The organism is Streptomyces sp. NPDC088812, from assembly GCF_044750285.1.
Taxonomy (GTDB): domain Bacteria; phylum Actinomycetota; class Actinomycetes; order Streptomycetales; family Streptomycetaceae; genus Streptomyces.
Genome location: NZ_JBIVJP010000023.1, coordinates 59,735 through 77,929, shown reverse-complemented (window position 1 = coordinate 77,929; position 18,195 = coordinate 59,735). Strand labels below are relative to the sequence as shown.

At 72.5% G+C, this 18,195-nt stretch carries 12 protein-coding genes; 9 read left to right on the top strand and 3 right to left on the bottom strand.

The window, feature by feature from the left end; genetic code table 11:
* Nucleotides 1-492: 492 nt before the first annotated feature.
* The 6 genes from ACIP67_RS33310 (at nt 493) to ACIP67_RS33285 (ending at nt 10,050) form a co-directional block, all read left to right on the top strand.
* Nucleotides 493-2,631, top strand: a complete 2,139-nt coding sequence (locus ACIP67_RS33310) for a glycogen debranching N-terminal domain-containing protein (RefSeq protein ID WP_401696796.1) — start codon at nt 493-495, stop codon at nt 2,629-2,631.
* 132 nt (nt 2,632-2,763) lie between these two features.
* Complete coding sequence (locus ACIP67_RS33305; protein WP_389515751.1) at nt 2,764-3,522, top strand: NUDIX domain-containing protein; 759 nt, start codon at nt 2,764-2,766, stop codon at nt 3,520-3,522.
* Nucleotides 3,523-3,597: 75 nt separating this feature from the next.
* Entirely contained in the window at nt 3,598-6,036 is a 2,439-nt protein-coding gene (locus ACIP67_RS33300) for an ATP-binding cassette domain-containing protein (RefSeq protein ID WP_401696794.1), read from the top strand.
* A gap of 162 nt (nt 6,037-6,198) precedes the next feature.
* A complete protein-coding gene (locus ACIP67_RS33295; protein ID WP_401696792.1) occupies nt 6,199-7,086 on the top strand; it encodes a FadR/GntR family transcriptional regulator in 888 nt (295 codons plus the stop codon).
* 427 nt (nt 7,087-7,513) lie between these two features.
* On the top strand, nt 7,514-9,049 hold the full coding sequence (locus ACIP67_RS33290) for an RNA polymerase sigma factor (RefSeq protein ID WP_401696789.1): 1,536 nt from the start codon (nt 7,514-7,516) through the stop codon (nt 9,047-9,049).
* A 140-nt stretch (nt 9,050-9,189) separates the two neighbouring features.
* Nucleotides 9,190-10,050 (top strand): S1 family serine peptidase, encoded by an 861-nt coding sequence (locus tag ACIP67_RS33285; protein WP_401696788.1) that lies wholly within the window; start codon nt 9,190-9,192, stop codon nt 10,048-10,050.
* A gap of 123 nt (nt 10,051-10,173) precedes the next feature.
* Here the strand turns inward: ACIP67_RS33285 and ACIP67_RS33280 are convergent, their stop codons facing one another.
* A complete protein-coding gene (locus ACIP67_RS33280) occupies nt 10,174-10,404 on the bottom strand; it encodes a hypothetical protein (RefSeq protein WP_053749190.1) in 231 nt (76 codons plus the stop codon).
* 441 nt (nt 10,405-10,845) lie between these two features.
* On the opposite strand from ACIP67_RS33280, the gene ACIP67_RS33275 reads away from it, so the two are divergent.
* The 3 genes from ACIP67_RS33275 (at nt 10,846) to ACIP67_RS33265 (ending at nt 15,258) form a co-directional block, all read left to right on the top strand.
* Nucleotides 10,846-12,969 (top strand): type IIA DNA topoisomerase subunit B, encoded by a 2,124-nt coding sequence (locus ACIP67_RS33275; protein WP_401696786.1) that lies wholly within the window; start codon nt 10,846-10,848, stop codon nt 12,967-12,969.
* 139 nt (nt 12,970-13,108) lie between these two features.
* Entirely contained in the window at nt 13,109-13,669 is a 561-nt protein-coding gene (locus ACIP67_RS33270; protein WP_401696785.1) for a DUF485 domain-containing protein, read from the top strand.
* The gene (locus ACIP67_RS33265; RefSeq protein ID WP_401696783.1) at nt 13,666-15,258 is read left to right on the top strand and encodes a cation acetate symporter; all 1,593 of its coding nucleotides are present in this window, start codon (nt 13,666-13,668) and stop codon (nt 15,256-15,258) included. Before ACIP67_RS33270 ends, ACIP67_RS33265 begins: the two co-directional genes overlap by 4 nt.
* Before the next feature lie 124 nt (nt 15,259-15,382).
* Here the strand turns inward: ACIP67_RS33265 and ACIP67_RS33260 are convergent, their stop codons facing one another.
* Nucleotides 15,383-16,063, bottom strand: a complete 681-nt coding sequence (locus tag ACIP67_RS33260) for a response regulator (protein WP_401696782.1) — start codon at nt 16,061-16,063, stop codon at nt 15,383-15,385.
* Nucleotides 16,060-17,730, bottom strand: a complete 1,671-nt coding sequence (locus ACIP67_RS33255) for an ATP-binding protein (protein WP_401696779.1) — start codon at nt 17,728-17,730, stop codon at nt 16,060-16,062. Before ACIP67_RS33255 ends, ACIP67_RS33260 begins: the two co-directional genes overlap by 4 nt.
* Nucleotides 17,731-18,195: the final 465 nt, after the last annotated feature.

The following is an 18,195-nucleotide window of genomic DNA, read 5'->3' as shown; positions in this document are numbered from 1 at the left end:
TCGTCCCGGCGCCCGGCCGTCGATCACCCGGCTGCCGAGTGGCCGTCCGACACGCGACGCCGAGCGGCCGCCCGGCGTCCGTCCCGCCGCGGTAGCTCGGCGCCCGACCGCCTGGCGACCCGTCCCACGGCCGTCCCTCCTGCGAACCGCCCCGCCGAGGAACCGGCCTGTGACCTGCGGCCTGTGACCTGCGGCTTGTGACCTGCGGCTTGTGACCTGCGGCTTGTGACCTGCGGCCTGTGACCTGTGGCCGGTGACCTGCGGCGGTCGGCTGCCGGCCGTCGGCTGCCGACCCGCCGACTGCCACCCCGCCTGCGCCGCCATTCGGTGGTGGCCTCCGCCTCCGGGCGTGACCTGGGGGAGCCCCGCCCCGTTCACCTGAGTGGCGGAGCGCCCGTACGGGGCGTGCCGCCACAGCGCACCCTTCGTGCCGGAGCCTTTCACCGGCGCCGACCATGCCCGAGGCGCACAGAGAGCAGAAGAAGCCACCGTATGCATCAGCCGACTTCGCCCTCCGCCGTCGACCCATGTCCCGCCTCCGACGGGGACGAGCCTCTCCGCTCCCCGGCCGACGAACCGCCGTTCACGGACGGGCCCCTCCCGCCGCCCGGCACAGCACGTCCGCCCGCCCCCGCCGCACACCGGGGTGCGGTGCCGCCGGTCGCCTCGGTGCCGCGCCGCTCCACCGACCTGCCCGCCACGCACACGGCGATGATCTGCGTCGCCCTGCCGGGACTCGCCGTCTCCACCGAGCGGGGGCAGCTGACCGGACACGGGCTGGAGGGGTACTACCGGTCGGGGCGGCGCATCCTGGCCCGCTGCCAGGTCCGGGTGGCCGGACGCGAACCGCTCGGGGTGCAGGCACGGATGACCTCGGCCGACCGGGCCCGCTTCGTCGGCACTCTGCGGGCCACCCCGCACGGGGGTCCGGACCCGGACATCGTGGTCGAACGGACCCGCACCGCGGACGGGACGGAGCGGATCACCCTGCACAGCGCCGCCACGCGTCCGCTGCGCCTGCCGGTCGAGGTGTCCCTCGGCACGGATCTCGCCGACCTCGGGGCGATCGCGGCCGGCGCCGTCGGTCCCGAGCTGCCGGCCAGCGTCCATGACTCCGGCCTGCGCTGGACCGGCGACGGCGGGACGTCGTCCGTCACCGCCGACCCGCCGCCCGCCGACGCGCTCGCCTCCGCGGGGCTCCTTCGATGGGAGTTCGACGTGCCGCCCGGCGGCAGCGTCACCGTGGAGCTGAAGGTCCGTCTGGACGGCGCCGGGCCGGTGCGAGCCGTGGCCCGCGCCGCGACCAATCCGCTGGCCGCCGCGCGGGCGACGGCGGACGACCCGCGTGTCCCCGTACTGCTGAGCACGAGCGTCGAGGACCTGCGGGCCCTGCTGGTGCGCGACCCCGCACACCCCGTGGACACACACTTGGTTGCGGGAGCACCGTGGCGCTGCGGGCTCGCACCGGCCGAGGCGCTCGCCGCGGCCCGTATGGCGCTGCCCCTCGGTACCCGGCTCGCCGCGGGCACGCTCCGCACCCTCGCCCGCACCCAGATCACCGGCCGGGGACCGAGAGCGGGCCTGATCCCCGGGCCCCGGCGTGACGCGGGGCCGCACCTGCCGCCGGGCTGCACGGGTACCGAGGCCACCCTGCTGTTCCCGGTGCTCCTCGCGGAGGCCCGCCGTTGGGGACTGCCCGACCGGGAGACCGAGGAACTGCTGCCGGCGGCCGAACGCTGCCTCGCCTGGCTACGGGCCGCCGTGGGGGAGGGAACCCACCTGCCCGATCCCCAGCCCGGCGGACCCGTCCGCTGCGAGACGCAGGCCCACGCCCACCGCGCGGCACTGCTCGGTGCCGACCTCCTCGACGCCTGCGGCAGACCGGGCGGGAGCGGGCTGCGGGACTGGGCGGGGGCGCTGCGGGCCGCGTTCCGGCGTGGCTTCTGGATCGACGACCCGGGCGGCGGCCGGCCCGCCGCCGCCCGCACGCCGGACGGACGCCCGGTGCCGTACCTGGGCGCGACCGCCGCTCACCTGCTGGACACGGGGCTGCTGGGCGGCGGCGAGCACGCCCCCGGGCTGCTGGACAAGGTGCGGACCGAGCAGCTCGCCCGGCTCCTCGGCAGCCCGGTCATGGACTCGGGCTGGGGGCTGCGTGGACTGGGCGCGAGAGAGACGGGCCACAACCCCTTCGGTCACCGCAGCGGCGCCGTGCGGGTGCACGAGACGGCGGTCGCCGTCGCGGGCCTGACCGCCGCGGGCTACGAGAAGGAGGCGGGCTCCCTGCTGCGCGGCATCCTGTCCGCGGCCGAGGCCTTCGGACACCGCCTCCCCGAGATGTACGCGGGGGAGCAGCGCACCGAGGGGAGCGTGCCGCTGCCCCACCCGGCCGCGTGCCGTCCGGCGGCCACCGCGGCCGCCGCCGGGATCCTGATGCTGGCCACCGTGGTGGGCATCCGCCCGGACGCTCCGTCGGGGACCGTCACCCTGCGTCCCATGCGCAGCGCACCCCTCGGGGAGATCGCACTGACGGGCCTGCGGGTCGCGGGCGCTCCGTTCTCCGTACGGGTCAGCAGGCTCGGACTCGCCCTGGTGGAGGAAGCGGCCGACGGACTGCAATTGGGGGTGTGAACTGGAATGACGCTCGGCTTCGGCAGCAGCGGGGACCGGACCCCGACAGCCCTGCCGGACCGGAGTCGATCAGCCGCCGAAGCGGCCGGCGAAGGGAGTGCTTATCGTCAGGGAGACGACTATGATCACCGCATGCCCTACGACCCGTCAGCCTTTCCGCCCTTCGCCGTCACCGTGGACCTGGTCGTGCTGACCGTGCGCCGCCATGCCCTGTGCGCGCTGGCGGTGCGCCGGGGAGAGCCGCCGTACCAGGGCCGATGGGCCCTGCCGGGCGGCTTCGTACGGGCCGACGAGAACCTCTCCCAGGCCGCGGCGCGCGAACTGGCGGAGGAGACCGGACTGCACGCCCACGACCCTTCCGCCCCCGCCCAGGACTACGGCGCCCATCTGGAGCAGCTCGCCACCTACGGCGACCCCGAGCGTGATCCCCGGATGCGTGTCGTCAGCGTCGCCCACCTGGCGCTCGCCCCGGACCTGCCCGCCCCCCGGGCCGGCGGCGACGCAAGCAACGCGCGCTGGGCACCGGTCGAGGAACTGCTGGAACCGGGCGGTTACGGCCGCGAGGGTGAACCGGCCGTACCGCTGGCCTTCGACCATGCCCAGATCCTGGCGGACGGTGTGGAACGCGCCCGCTCCAAGATCGAGTATTCGTCGCTGGCGACCGCGTTCTGCCCCACCGAGTTCACCGTCGGTGAGCTGCGCCGCGTCTACGAAGCGGTATGGGGCGTGGCGCTGGACCCGCGTAACTTCCACCGCAAGGTGACGGGCACCCCCGGCTTCCTGGTTCCGACGGGCGGCACCACCACACGGCAGGGCGGCCGCCCTGCCCAGCTCTTCCGGGCCGGCGGCGCGACCCTGCTCAACCCGCCGATGCTGCGCCCCGAGGTGTGACAGGCGCCCATCACTAACTGCACATACAGGCGCGCGATACCAGAAAATGGGACATACTGCGCTACCTTGCTACGGGTGATCCAGGCCTTCGGACTGACCAGCAATCCCCGCAACGAGCTTCCGCCCGCCCTCGACGACGTCTCCTTCGAGGCGCGGGCCGGTCGCGTCACCGTGCTGCTCGGTGCGCCGGGCGCGGGCAAGACCACGGCGCTGAGGCTGATGCTCGAACTCCAACAGGGCCGTGGCGTCACCTACTTCAGAGGGCGCCCCCTGCACCGCATCGCCCATCCCTCGCGCGAGGTCGGCGTGCTCCTGGGGGACGTGCCGGGACATCCCGCCCGTACGGTCCGCGGCCATCTGCGCATGCTGTGCGCGGCCGCGGGCGTTCCGGCCCGCCGGGCCGACGAAGTCCTCGAGGTGGTCGGCATCGTCAGCCTCCGCGAAGAGCGTCTCGGCACACTCTCCCGCGGCATGGACCGCCGGCTCGGGCTGGCCTGCGCCCTTCTAGCCGACCCCCATACGCTCGTGCTCGACAACCCCGCCGAGGGGCTCTCCGAGCGCGAGAGCCGGTGGCTGCACGGCATGCTGCGCGCGCACGCCGCCCAGGGCGGCACGGTCCTGTCGACCACGGCGGACTCCAAGGAGGCCACGCGCGTCGCCGACCGGGTCGTCACCCTGGACCAGGGCAGACTCGTGGCCGACCAGGAAGCCTGCGACTTCGCCCGCACCCGGCTGCGCCCCCGTGTCGCCGTCCGCAGCCCCCACGCCGCCCGCCTCGCCGCCCTGCTCGCCAAGGAGGCCCGCACCGGGCGGCGTTCCGTCGAGGTCGTGCAGGAAGGCGGCAACCGGCTCTCCGTCTACGGCAGTACGTGCGCCGACGTGGGCGAGACGGCGTTCCGGCACGGCATCCTCGTGCACCAACTCGCGGACGAGACCGGAGACATGGGGCCGGGTGCCGCAGAGGAGTGCCCGCAGGTCCGGGAGGGCGACCGCCCGCCGGGCGAGGCCGCGCAAACCCTGGCCGTGCCAACCCTGGCCACCGGCCCGGCCCTCGCCGCGGTCGGCGGCGAGCGGCGGCCTTCGCCGGTGCCGCACCAGCCCGTGAACCGGGCGGCCTCCCGCGGCACGGGCGCGCCCCGCAAGAGGGGCCGGACCGAGCCCTCCGCTCCGGCCGCCGAGGCCACGCCCCCCGGCACGGCTGATGCGGCCCCCGTCCCCGTCCCCACCACTGCCACCGGAGCCCGGGCATCCGCCACCGGACCTCGGCCCACCACAGACGAGGCACCGGCGGCCGCCACCGGCGAAGCACCGCCTTCACCCACGGGAGATGCGCCACGCTCGTCCACCGGTGCAACGCCCTCCTCGCCCACCGGTGAAGCACCGCCACACTCCTCCGACACGCCACCGACCGTCGTCACCCACGCCCAGGCCCCCGCCGCCAAGCCCAAGCCCCCATCCGCCTCCACCGATCCCGCGGCGGCCTGCGCCAAGCCGGCAGCCCCCGCGACCGAGCCCCCAACCGCCTCCGCCGCGCCCCCATCCGCCTCCACCGATCCCGCGACCGCCAAGCCCCCGGCTCCTGCCGCCGACACCCCCCCGTCGCCGGTGGACGCCGTCCCCACCCAAGTCGCCCACCCCTCGGCCCGAGCCCCCCGTCCCAGCGAGGGCGGGCCGAACGGTCCCGGTCCGTCCCGGTCCCTCGACTCCCTGCCCGCCCTTCCGCCCCCCATCTCCGTCCGCCCCGCCCCCAGCCCCCTGCGCCCCCTGCGCTACGAGGTGCGCCGCGCCTCCGGCATCAGCACCGGTTTCCTCACCACGGCCGCCGTGCTGATCGTCTCCGCTGTCACCGCCCTCCTGCTGGCCCGTATCGGCCACACCTCCCACCCACGGCTGCTGGCCGCCTGGCCCGCGCACCTGCCGCTGCCCCCGGCGGCGCTCGGTGCCGGCCTGGTCGGCGCGCTCGCCTTCGGCGACGAGTTCCGCCACCCCGCCCTCGCCGCGGACCGCGGCACCGTGCCCCGCAGACTGGGCCTGCTGACCGCGAAACTCGTCGTCACCGCGGTCACCGCGGTGACGATGGCCTTCCTCACCGTGGGCTGTGACGCCGAAGTGCTCTACCTCGTCCACGGACGGGAGTTCGCCAAGGTTCCCGCGGACTGGCCGGCGCTGAGTGCGAGCTGGGTCGCACTCGTGGTCGGCTGCGCCTGGGCCGGCGTCCTGGCGGCGGGTGTCTTCCGGTCCACCACGGCCGGGCTCGCCGCGGTCCTCGCCGTGCCCGTGGTCGGTGTACCCCTCGTGCAGAGAGCGGTGGAGAGCGCGTCCGTGCGCACCGCGGCAGGATTTTCGGTCCGTGCGCGCGAGGTGTTCCTGTTGCAGTGGCCCTTCGGCGGGGAACGCTACCTGACCGCGGCGGGCCGGGTGGTCGGTCAACCGGTGGGCGGAGCGCTGGCGTTGGCCTTGGCCGCGTTGCTGTGCACGTATGTGCTCACGACCCTGCGCAGCCGGGTCCGATGACGACCGTCCGTGCGCATCCGGACTCCGCATGTGCACAACTCCCCGCAGAAAGCCCGTTTCTTTCCGATAAGGCGTCAATTACGGCGTCGTGAGCGATCACCCTTTCGTGTGCTTTTCACCAAAGACCTCAAGGGAGTTGAGGACGACGCCGACAAAGGATGCGTGAGTACCCTTGCGCACACCATGATGACCGCCGCCCGCTCCGCCGACTCCGGTCTGGCCGGCCCGGGCGATCTCGACCGCTACCCCTACGCCGAGACTCCCGCCGCGGACCGCCTCGGAGCCCCCGTCTGGGAGGGCGCGGACCCCGAGCTGGGCCGTGTGGGCCGACGTGCCGCGGGCAGCCGCGGACGCGGGCTGCACGGCCAACTCGTCCAGCAGTTGGGCCAGATGATCGTGTCCGGCGATCTGGGCGCCGACCGCCCGCTCGTGCCCGAGGAGATCGGCCAGCGCTTCGAGGTCTCCCGCACCGTCGTGCGCGAGTCGCTCCGCGTCCTCGAAGCCAAGGGCCTGGTCAGCGCCCGGCCCAACGTGGGCACGCGCGTGCGCCCCGTGAGCGACTGGAACCTCCTCGATCCGGACATCATCGAATGGCGGGCCTTCGGACCGCAGCGCGACGACCAACGGCGCGAGCTGAGCGAGCTGCGGTGGACGATCGAGCCGCTCGCCGCCCGCCTCGCCGCCGGACACGGGCGCGAGGAGGTCCAGCAGCGGCTGGCCGACATGGTCGAGATCATGGGGCACGCCATGGGGCAGGGCGACGCGCTCACCTACTCCCGCGCCGACGCCGAGTTCCACTCGCTGCTCATCCAGATCGCGGGCAACCGCATGCTGGAGCACCTTTCCGGGATCGTGTCGGCCGCCCTGCAGGTCTCGGGAGGCCCCGTTACGGGCTGTGACCGGCCGACCGAGACATCCCTGACGCACCACGGCAGGATCGTCGACGCCCTGGCCGCGGGCGACGGCGCCGGGGCGGAAGCGGCCATGCGCCAGCTGCTCACCGTCCACCCCGAGGTGGAACGCGTCGTTCCGGCGCCACGCGAGCACTGAGCGCGCACCGCGGGCGGCAGGGTCGGTGAGACCCGCAGCCCACCGTGTCCTCCTCAGTTGCCGCCCCGCCCTCCGTCGGACCCCGCAGGACCCGATCACGGGCCTGCGGGGTCCGACGGTGCGACGGGGCGGGTTGGGTCGCCGCGGCATGGGTAGACGTCGCTGGTGACCTTTTATGCCTGCGTCTGACCGTTTTTGAGCGCTTACGGGGTGTGACTCGGGCCACGAAGATTGGGCGTAACGCTTGTGGAAACAACGCGATGACCTAAGAGGTGACAGCCGCGGAGGGAATACGGACGCCGTTCAAGGCGCTGTGGAACTCCCCGGCCCCCGCCCGCACCGTCGGCCCATCCCCAGGCCGGTGGTCGGCTCCTGTCCACACCGGACGGGGCCGGAAGCCGTTTTCCAACGTTCCGAGAGGTTGTTCGTGTCGGCCAGCACATCCCGTACGCTCCCGCCGGAGATCGCCGAGTCCGTCTCTGTCATGGCGCTCATTGAGCGGGGAAAGGCTGAGGGGCAGATCGCCGGCGACGATGTGCGTCGGGCCTTCGAAGCTGACCAGATTCCGGCCACTCAGTGGAAGAACGTACTGCGCAGCCTCAACCAGATCCTCGAGGAAGAGGGTGTGACGCTGATGGTCAGTGCCGCGGAGCCCAAGCGCACCCGAAAGAGCGTCGCAGCGAAGAGTCCGGCCAAGCGCACCGCGACCAAGACGGTCGCGGCCAAGACGGTGACCACCAGGAAGGCCACCACCCCCGCCGCCCCGGTCGCGCCCGCTGCGGACGACCCCGCAGACGAATCCGCCCCCGCGAAGAGGGCGGCCGCCAAGAAGACGGTCGCCAAGAAGGCGGTCGCGAAGAAGGCCGCCCCCGCCAAGAAGACGGCGGCCAAGAAGACCTCCGCCAAGAAGGACGACGTCGAGCTCCTCGAGGACGAGGTGCTGGAGGAGGCGCCCAAGGCGGGCGACGAGCCCGAGGGCGCCGAGAGCGCCGGCTTCGTGCTCTCCGACGAGGACGAGGACGACGCCCCCGCACAGCAGGTCGCGGCCGCCGGTGCCACCGCCGACCCGGTCAAGGACTACCTCAAGCAGATCGGCAAGGTCCCCCTGCTCAACGCCGAGCAGGAGGTCGAACTCGCCAAACGCATCGAGGCCGGTCTCTTCGCCGAGGACAAGCTGGCCAACGCCGACAAGCTCGCCCCGAAGCTCAAGCGTGAGCTGGAGATCATCGCCGAGGACGGCCGCCGCGCCAAGAACCACCTCCTGGAGGCCAACCTCCGCCTCGTGGTCTCCCTGGCCAAGCGCTACACCGGCCGCGGCATGCTCTTCCTGGACCTCATCCAGGAGGGCAACCTCGGTCTGATCCGCGCGGTCGAGAAGTTCGACTACACCAAGGGCTACAAGTTCTCCACGTACGCCACCTGGTGGATCCGTCAGGCGATCACCCGCGCCATGGCCGACCAGGCCCGCACCATCCGTATCCCGGTGCACATGGTCGAGGTCATCAACAAGCTCGCGCGCGTCCAGCGCCAGATGCTCCAGGACCTGGGCCGTGAGCCCACCCCGGAGGAGCTGGCCAAGGAACTCGACATGACCCCGGAGAAGGTCATCGAGGTCCAGAAGTACGGCCGCGAGCCCATCTCGCTGCACACCCCCCTCGGTGAGGACGGCGACAGCGAGTTCGGTGACCTCATCGAGGACTCCGAGGCCGTCGTCCCGGCCGACGCGGTCAGCTTCACGCTCCTTCAGGAGCAGCTGCACTCCGTCCTCGACACGCTCTCGGAGCGCGAGGCGGGCGTCGTCTCCATGCGCTTCGGTCTCACCGACGGTCAGCCGAAGACCCTCGACGAGATCGGCAAGGTGTACGGCGTCACGCGCGAGCGGATCCGCCAGATCGAGTCCAAGACGATGTCGAAGCTGCGCCACCCGTCCCGTTCGCAGGTGCTGCGCGACTACCTCGACTGAGACGCGGCCCGTCCACGACGACAGCGACGGCCCGGTTCCCCCTGCGGGGGCCGGGCCTTCGGCGTGCTCGCGCGGGTGCGCGGTGTCACGAGCTGCCTCACCCTGGGTGTTCATCGATCACTCCAGAGTGAGGAGCGTTCATGCGTCGTTCCTTTGTCCGGGCCCTGGCCCGGCCGTTGGTCCTGACAGCCGCGGCCATGGCGATACCGCTGGTCGCGGCTGTACCCGCCGCTCCGGCGCCGTCGGACGGCGTCGTCGTGGGTGGCTTCCCGGTCGATGTCTCCACCAGCCCCTGGGCCGTCGCGCTGTCCAGCCGTGACCGGTTCGGCGGTATGCGGTCGGGACAGTTCTGCGGGGGTGTGGTCGTCGGGCCGTCCACCGTGCTCACGGCGGCCCACTGCATGGGGGAGGAAGTCCTGGGGGAGCCGAGGGCGACCGATCTGAAGGTCGTCGCGGGCCGGACCGACCTCTACTCGGACACGGGCCGGGAGATCCCCGTGGGGGAGGTCTGGGTCAACCCCGCCTACGACACCTCGACCAACTCGGGGGACTTCGCCGTGCTCAAGCTCACCGAGCCGCTCCCGCGGTCCTCGGTCATCGGCATGGCCGCGGCGGGCGACCCGGCCTACGCGCCCGCGACGGAGGCCCTGGTCTACGGCTGGGGCGACACCACGGGCATCGGGTCCTACGCGCACAGCCTGAGAGCCGCCCGCGTCCACGTACTGGCCGACAGCCTCTGTGAGGCGGCGTATCCCGGCCCGACCGACGGCAGGTACGTGGCACGGACCATGGTGTGCGCCGGCGAGGCGCGGGGCGGCCGCGACGCCTGTCAGGGCGACAGCGGCGGACCGCTGGTGGCGCAGGGCCGTCTCGTCGGGCTCGTGTCCTGGGGGAGCGGCTGCGGCCGGGCCGGGAGCCCGGGCGTCTACACACGGGTGTCCGACCTGGTCCGGACCCTGGGCTGGAGCACCGGCTCCCGAAAGCTGCCCAGGACCGCCTGACGCGGCCGGGCGGAAGCTTCGGGCAACGACATGCGGGCGGCCGCCCCTGGGATACAGGGGCGGCCGCCCACGTGCCGGCCTGCGCCGGAGCTGCTCGTCGTGGAACGCGTGGAACGCGAACGGTCAGCGTTCTTCTTCGGAGGCGGAAGCGGGAGCGGCCGTCAGCCGCTCCGTCTCGTCCTGTATCTCAGCGGCGATCTTCTTGAGTTCCGGCTCGAACTTGCGGCCGTGGTGGGCGCAGAAGAGCAGTTCTCCGCCGCTGAGCAGGACGACGCGCACGTACGCCTGGGCGCCGCAGCGGTCGCAGCGGTCAGCGGCCGTCAGCGGGCTCGCGGGGGTCAGAACAGTAGTCACGTCGCCTCTTCTCTAGCTCGACGAGCTGTCGTACCAGGGTCAACATCCAACCAGCCCCAAAACGTTCCCGCTCGTGGCTTCTCCCCGAAAAAATCTTCCGAGGTGGCCGTCTGCTGCCGGTTTGGCGGCGAATGTGCCGTATTGCGTGTCTGTGTGTCTTACGGTTTCGCGCTGTCGGTCATGGTCGCGTCCTCCCGGCTGGATTGCCGGTTTGTTCAGGAGGACGTGCCCGGAGCCTAAATGGTTCATGCCTCGAAGGGAACGTGATATGTACTTCACTCCATCGAGGGATCGAACACTCATACGACTCTGGACTAGTCTGCGTTCAGACGAGGGTGGCGTTACAACGGCTCTACCAGGCCTCGGTACCCTCTTGGCGGCGAACGATGCCGCGCCCTTCCCCATGAGGGCCCACTTGAAATTCAGCGAGGAGCGAACCGCGTGACCGCCGAGACGTCCGTGCCGTCCACTGCGCTGCTGGCAGGAGCAGACAGGGACGGTTCCAACTACACCGCGCGGCACCTGCTCGTCCTCGAGGGCCTCGAGGCCGTACGCAAGCGCCCCGGTATGTACATCGGCTCGACCGACAGTCGTGGCCTGATGCACTGCCTCTGGGAGATCATCGACAACTCCGTCGACGAGGCCCTCGGTGGTTACTGCGACCACATCGAGGTGATCCTCCACGACGACGGCTCGGTGGAGGTCCGCGACAACGGCCGGGGCATCCCCGTCGACGTCGAACCCAAGACCGGCCTGTCCGGCGTCGAGGTCGTCATGACCAAGCTGCACGCCGGCGGCAAGTTCGGAGGCGGCTCCTACGCGGCCTCCGGCGGTCTGCACGGCGTGGGCGCCTCCGTGGTGAACGCCCTGTCCGCCCGCCTCGACGTCGAGGTCGACCGCGGCGGGCACACGCACGCGATCAGCTTCCGCCGCGGTGTCCCCGGCGCGTTCACGGCCGACGGTCCGGACGCCCGGTTCGAGGCCGAGGGCGGCCTGCGCAAGGCCAAGAAGATCCCCAGGACCCGCACCGGCACGCGCGTGCGGTACTGGGCCGACCGCCAGATCTTCCTCAAGGACGCCAAGCTCTCCCTGGAGAACCTGCACCAGCGCGCCCGCCAGACGGCGTTCCTGGTGCCCGGCCTGACCATCGTCGTCCGCGACGAGTACGGCCTCGGTGAGGGCGGCAGCAAGGGCGAGGAGTCCTTCCGCTTCGACGGCGGCATCAGCGAGTTCTGCGAGTACCTGGCCACCGACAAGCCCGTCTGCGACGTCCTCCGCTTCACCGGTCAGGGCACCTTCAAGGAGACCGTCCCCGTCCTGGACGACCACGGCCAGATGACCCCGACCGAGGTCACCCGCGAACTCGGCGTCGACGTGGCGCTGCGCTGGGGCACGGGCTACGACACCACGCTGCGCTCGTTCGTCAACATCATCGCCACCCCCAAGGGCGGCACCCACGTGGCCGGCTTCGAGCAGGCCGTGGCCAAGACGATGAACGAGGTCCTGCGCGCCAAAAAGCTGCTGCGCGTCGCCGAGGACGACATCGTCAAGGACGACGCTCTGGAGGGCCTGACCGCGGTCGTCACCGTCCGTCTCGCCGAGCCGCAGTTCGAGGGGCAGACCAAGGAGGTGCTCGGCACCTCGGCGGCCCGCCGGATCGTGAACACCGTGATCACCCGGGAGCTCAAGGCGTTCCTGACGTCCACGAAGCGGGACGCAGCGGCCCAGGCCCGGGTCGTCATGGAGAAGGCGGTCGCCGCCGCGCGCACCCGCATCGCGGCCCGCCAGCACAAGGACGCACAGCGCCGCAAGACGGCCCTGGAGTCCTCCTCCCTGCCGGCCAAGCTCGCCGACTGCCGCAGCGACGACGTCGACCGCAGCGAGCTGTTCATCGTCGAGGGGGACTCCGCCCTCGGTACCGCCAAGCTCGCCCGGAACTCCGAGTTCCAGGCGCTGCTGCCGATCCGCGGCAAGATCCTCAACGTCCAGAAGTCCTCCGTGACCGACATGCTCAAGAACGCCGAGTGCGGCGCGATCATCCAGGTCATAGGAGCGGGTTCCGGTCGCACCTTCGACATCGACGCGGCCCGCTACGGCAAGATCATCATGATGACCGACGCCGATGTCGACGGCTCTCACATCCGCTGCCTGCTGCTGACCCTCTTCCAGCGCTACATGCGGCCCATGGTGGAGGCCGGACGGGTCTTCGCGGCCGTACCGCCGCTGCACCGCATCGAGCTCGTCCAGCCCAAGAAGGGCCAGGACAAGTACGTGTACACGTACTCGGACCGTGAGCTGCGCGACAAGCTGATGGAGTTCCAGAGCAAGAACGTCCGGTACAAGGACACCATCCAGCGCTACAAGGGTCTCGGCGAGATGGACGCCGACCAGCTCGCGGAGACCACGATGGACCCGCGCCACCGCACCCTGCGCCGCATCAACCTCTCCGACCTGGAGGCGGCGGAGCAGGTGTTCGACCTCCTCATGGGCAACGACGTGGCACCGCGCAAGGAGTTCATCTCCAGCTCGGCGGCCACGCTGGACCGCTCGCGCATCGACGCCTAGGCCGACGGGACCGGGCGGCGGGTCGACAGGCGGACCGATCACACGGAAGAGGGGGAGCGCGGGCGTCCCGGTCACCTGATGGGGTGAAGAGCGGGGGGAACGAGAGTCGGCGATCTTCCCGTTCTGCCCATTCTTGGGCATGCAGTCAAGCAACAGCCGTCCCCGCGACGTCGGGGACGGTTCCGCAAGATCGGGCGAACACGAGCAGGACCACGGACCGGTGTTCGCCCCGACCGCCGGCGACGTGCGGTACGAGGATCCGTGGTACGACGCGCTCGCCTCGGGCTGGGGCGAGTCGGACACCCCGAGCGGGCCCGCCGCCGACATCCCGCCGGCCCGCCGGCAGCGGCAGGACGCCGGCGCGACGGCGGCCCGGGTCTACCTGGAGGTGCAGCGCAGCGCGGCCTTCCAGGAGGTGCGCAGCCGTTACCGGCGGTTCGTGATTCCGGCGACCGTCGGTTTCCTCCTCTGGTACGTGGGGTACGTCGTGGCCGCGACGACCGCCCCCTCACTGATGGCACGGCCCGTCGCCGGGGCGGTGAACGTGGCGCTGCTCGCGGGCCTCGGGCAGTTCCTCAGCACCTTCCTGCTCACCTGGGCCTACTCCCGGCACGCACGCCTGCGCAGGGACCGCGCGGCGCTCGAGGTGCGCTGGGAGACACAGGAGCTGACGCGCGAAGCAGGGGGCGGTGCGTCATGACCGGCGACCACCAGACGCTGGGACTGCTGCTGTTCGGCGCGTTCGTCGCGGTCACGCTGGGCATCACGACGTGGGTGAGCCGGAAACGGCACGGCTCCGCGGAGGAGTTCTACGTCGGCGGACGGCTGTTCTCCCCCATGGAGAACGGTTTTGCCATCGCGGGCGACTACATGTCGGCCGCCTCCTTCCTGGGCATCTCCGGACTCATCGCGCTCTTCGGCTACGACGGGCTGCTGTACTCGGTGGGCTTTCTGGTGGCGTGGCTGGTGGTGCTGTTCCTCGTCGCCGAACTGGTGCGCAACTGCGGGAGGTTCACGCTCGCCGACGTGGTGGCCGCGCGGATGGCCGAGCGACCGGTGCGGATCGCGGCGGGAACCTCCTCGGTCACCGTGTCCGTTCTCTACCTGGTGGCGCAGATGGTGGGCGCGGGCAGTCTCGTCGCGCTGCTCCTCGGCGAGACCGGTGAGTCGGCCCAGGCCTGGACCGTCGTCGGTGTCGGCGCCCTGATGGTGATCTACGTGTCGATGGGAGGGATGCGGGCCACCACATGGATCCAGATCGTCAAGGCGGTCCTGCTGCTCGGCGGCACCGTCGCCCTCACCGTGCTGGTCCTGGTCCGCTTCCACGGTGACGTCGACCGGCTGCTGCGCACGGCGGCGGAACGCAGCGGCCACGGCGCCGCGTTCCTGGCGCCCGGGCTGAAGTACGGCGGGGACTGGACCGCGCGCCTGGACTTCATGAGCCTGGGCCTCGCGCTGGTGCTGGGCACGGCCGGGCTGCCGCACATCCTGTCCCGCTTCTACACCGTGCCGACCGCACGGTCCGCACGACGCTCCGTCGTCTGGTCGATCGGGCTCATCGGCGGCTTCTACCTGATGACGATCGTCCTCGGGTTCGGTGCGGCGGCGATCGTCGGGCCCGACGCCGTACGCGCGTCCAACGCGGCGGGGAACACAGCGGTGCCGCTGCTGGCGCTCGACCTGGGCGGCGGGGCCGGCTCGACGGGCGGCACGGTCCTGTTCGCCCTCGTGGCGGCCATCGCCTTCGCCACGATCCTCGCGGTGGTCGCCGGGATCACGCTCGCCTCCTCGGCGTCGGTGGCCCATGACCTCTACGCCTCCCTGCGGCGCAAGCGCGCCGAGCCGCGCGGTGAAGTGGCGGTGGCCCGGGTCGCCGCCGTCGGGATCGGCGTCGTCGCCATCGGCCTCGGCCTGCTCGCCCGCGACCTGAACGTGGCTTTCCTGGTGGGGCTCGCCTTCGCGGTCGCCGCCTCCGCGAACCTCCCGGTCCTGCTCTACTCGCTGTTCTGGCGGGGCTTCACCACACGGGGTGCCGTATGGGCGGTGTACGGCGGTCTCGTCCCGGCGCTGGGCCTGGTCCTGCTGTCGCCGGTGGTGTCGGGCGACCCCGCGTCGCTCTTCCCCGACCTCGACTTCCAGCTCTTCCCGCTCGACAACCCCGGCCTGGTCTCGATCCCGTCGGGCTTCCTCGCGGGCTGGCTCGGCACGGTGACCTCGGCCGAGGCCGCCGACGAGGCCAAGCACGCGGAGACCGAGGTGCGGTCCCTGACCGGAGCGGGCGCTGTCTAGAGGGCGACGCGGGAGACGAGCAGGGCTGCTCGGAGGCGACGGGGGCAGAGGCAACGCAACTGCTGCGGGGGGCTGTTCGGAGGGGACGAGGGGCGGGCGCGCGCCGTCGACGCGGGCCGTTCCCTCAGGTGCGGGTCGCCCACGCGTATCGGTGCTCCGGGCGGCCCGCGTCACCGTATTTCAGGGTCAGGCGGGCCCTGCCGGTGCGCTCCAGGAGCTTCAGGTAGCGCTGGGCGGTCTGGCGGCTCACGCCGGTCCGGTCGGCGATCTCCTGGGCCGACAGCGGGCCCGGCGCGGCCATCAGGGACTGACGTACGAGCTCGGCGGTCGTGGGGGAGTGCCCTTTGGGCAGCTCCGGCTCCGACGGAGCGGACAGCGCGCCGAAGATCCGGTCCACGTCGGCCTGTTCGGCCTCGCCGCCGCCGTCGAGCGTACGGCGCAGCTGTGCGTACGCCTCCAGCCTGGCGCGCAGGCCCGCGAAGGCGAACGGCTTGACCAGGTACTGCAGGGCGCCCTGCCGCATCGCCGCCTGCACCGTGGAGACGTCCCGCGCCGCCGTCACCATGATCACGTCCGTCTGGTGGCCACGGCGGCGCATCTCCTGGACGACCTCCAGACCCGTCCCGTCGGGGAGGTAGTGGTCCAGCAGGACCAGATCCGGACGCGGCGACGACTCCAACCGGCGCAGCGCCTCGGCCGCGCCGTGTGCCACGCCCGTGACGCGGAAGCCCGGCACCTTCTCCACGTACGCGGCGTTCACCCGGGCGACCCTCGTGTCGTCGTCCACGACCAGGACCTCGATCATCGGGGCTCCTCTCCGACCGCGCTCCGCGCGCTGCCTGCCGGAACGGTCTCCGGACCGGACCCGGTCAGCGCGTCGGGCAGGACCACGGTGAACTCGGCCCCGCCGCCGCGCGCCTGACCGACCCGGGCGCTGCCGCCCTGCCGCTCGGCGAGCCGGCGCACCAGGGAGAGACCGATGCCGCGCCCGCCGTGTGCCGGCGGCTCCTTCGTGGACCAGCCCTCGGTGAAGACCGACTCGCGGTGCTCGGCCGGGACCCCGGGCCCCGTGTCGCGGACCCGCAGCACGGCGGTGCCGCCCTCGGCGCGCAGTTCGACCTCCACGCGCGCGTGGGGCGTGCCCGCGACGGCGTCGAGGGCGTTGTCCACCAGGTTGCCGACGACCGTGACCAGCCCGCGCGGGTCGACCAGCCGGTCGGGGAGCCGGGTGCCGTCGGAGATCCGCAGAGCGACACCGCGCTCGGCCGCGACCGTCGCCTTGCCGACGAGCAGGGCCGCCAGCAGCGGGTCCGCGATCTTCTCGGTCACCTGTTCCGCGGTCGCCCGGTGGTCGCCGACGACCTCGCCCACGAACTCCACGGCGTCGTCGTACATCTCCAGTTCGAGCAGGCCCAGCACGGTGTGCATGCGGTTGGCGTGCTCGTGGTCCTGGGCGCGCAGGGCGTCGATCAGACCGCGGGTGGAGTCGAGCTCGCGGCCCAGCTGTTCGAGCTCGGTGCGGTCGCGCAGGGTCGCCACGGCACCCCCGTCGCCGGTGGGCATCCGGTTGGTGACCAGGACGCGCTGCCCGCGCACGGTGAGCAGGTCCCTGCCGGTCACCCGGCCGGCCAGGACGTCGGCCGTACGGCCCTCGCCGAGCGCCGCGTCGGGCGAGCGCCCCACCGTCTCGTCCCCGATGCCCAGCAAACGCTGCGCCTCGTCGTTGAGCAGACGGATGCGCCCCGCGCGGTCGAGGGCGACCACGCCCTCCCGGATGCCGTGCAGCATGGCCTCGCGCTCCGCGAGCAGCGCCGAGATGTCGGAGAAGGCCAGGTCGCGGGTCTGCCGCTGGACCCGTCGCGAGATCAGCCAGGCGGCCAGGGCGCCCACGGCGAGCGCGCCGCCGGCGTACGCGAACAGCCCCGGGATCGCGTGGACGAGCCGGGCGCGCACACTGTCGTACTCGATGCCGACCGAGACCGCCCCGACGATCCCGCCCCCGCTGTCGCGCAGGGGCACCTTGCCGCGGGCGGAGCGGCCCAGGGTGCCGTCGTCGATCTCCATGACGTCCTGGCCGGCCAGCGCCTGGCTGGGGTCCGTGGAGACGTGACCACCGACCGCTTCGGGGTCGGTGTGGGACCAGCGCGTGCCGTGGACGTCCATCACCACGACGTACTCGGCGCCGCTGGCCTGGCGGATCCGCTCCGCCTCCCGCTGCACCGGTCCGTCCGCGGAGGGCGGGGTGTCGCGCAGGTCCTCGGCGATCTGCGGCACCGCCGCGGTGGTCTGGGCGATGGCGAGCGCGCGGCGCATCGCCTGGTCGTCCAGCTGGTCGCCGAGCGGGGCGAGGAACAGCCCCGTCGCGAGCACCACGACTCCGGCGGCGATCGCCAGCTGCATGAGCAGCACCTGCGAGAAGACGCGCCGGGGCATCCCGAGGCGCAGGCGTCGGACGGGGGGAGCGGGACTCATGCCTCGACGGTACGTGGACGGTCCGGTCGAGCCGTAGGGGTGTGTGGCGGGGATCTCCTGATCGGCTCGAGCGGGGTTCCCCCGAGCGGGGTTCCCCCGAGCGGGTCACCGGGAGCGCCTGGTCCGGCGTCACCGGCGATGCCGGCGCGGGCGCCGCCTCCGGCGCCGATGCGCTGCATCCGGTGTCCCTGAGGTGCCGGCGCGGGCACCGGCAGCGCGGAGACCGACGGCCGTCCGCCGCCCGCGCCGGGGCCCGCTCGCGCCGGGGCCCGTTCGCAGCTCGTCGGCTGTTCGGCCTGCCCGCGCCGGGGCCCGTTCGCAGCTCGTCGGGTGTTCGGCCTGCCCGCGCCGGGGGCCGTTCGCAGCCCGTCGGGTGTTCGGCCTGCCCGCGCCGGGGGCCGTTCGCAGCCCGTCGGGTGTTCGGCCTGCCCGCGCCGGGGGCCGTTCGCAGCCCGTCGGGTGTTC

What these genes read in the sequence shown, in the direction of transcription:
- ACIP67_RS33305 (WP_389515751.1), top strand. Translation starts at nt 2,764, where the DNA reads ATGCCCTACGACCCGTCAGCCTTTCCGCCCTTCGCCGTCACCGTGGAC.
- ACIP67_RS33265 (WP_401696783.1), top strand. Translation starts at nt 13,666, where the DNA reads ATGACCGGCGACCACCAGACGCTGGGACTGCTGCTGTTCGGCGCGTTC.
- ACIP67_RS33260 (WP_401696782.1), bottom strand. Translation starts at nt 16,063, where the DNA reads ATGATCGAGGTCCTGGTCGTGGACGACGACACGAGGGTCGCCCGGGTG.
- ACIP67_RS33310 (WP_401696796.1), top strand. Translation starts at nt 493, where the DNA reads ATGCATCAGCCGACTTCGCCCTCCGCCGTCGACCCATGTCCCGCCTCC.
- ACIP67_RS33285 (WP_401696788.1), top strand. Translation starts at nt 9,190, where the DNA reads ATGCGTCGTTCCTTTGTCCGGGCCCTGGCCCGGCCGTTGGTCCTGACA.
- ACIP67_RS33255 (WP_401696779.1), bottom strand. Translation starts at nt 17,730, where the DNA reads ATGAGTCCCGCTCCCCCCGTCCGACGCCTGCGCCTCGGGATGCCCCGG.
- ACIP67_RS33270 (WP_401696785.1), top strand. Translation starts at nt 13,109, where the DNA reads ATGCAGTCAAGCAACAGCCGTCCCCGCGACGTCGGGGACGGTTCCGCA.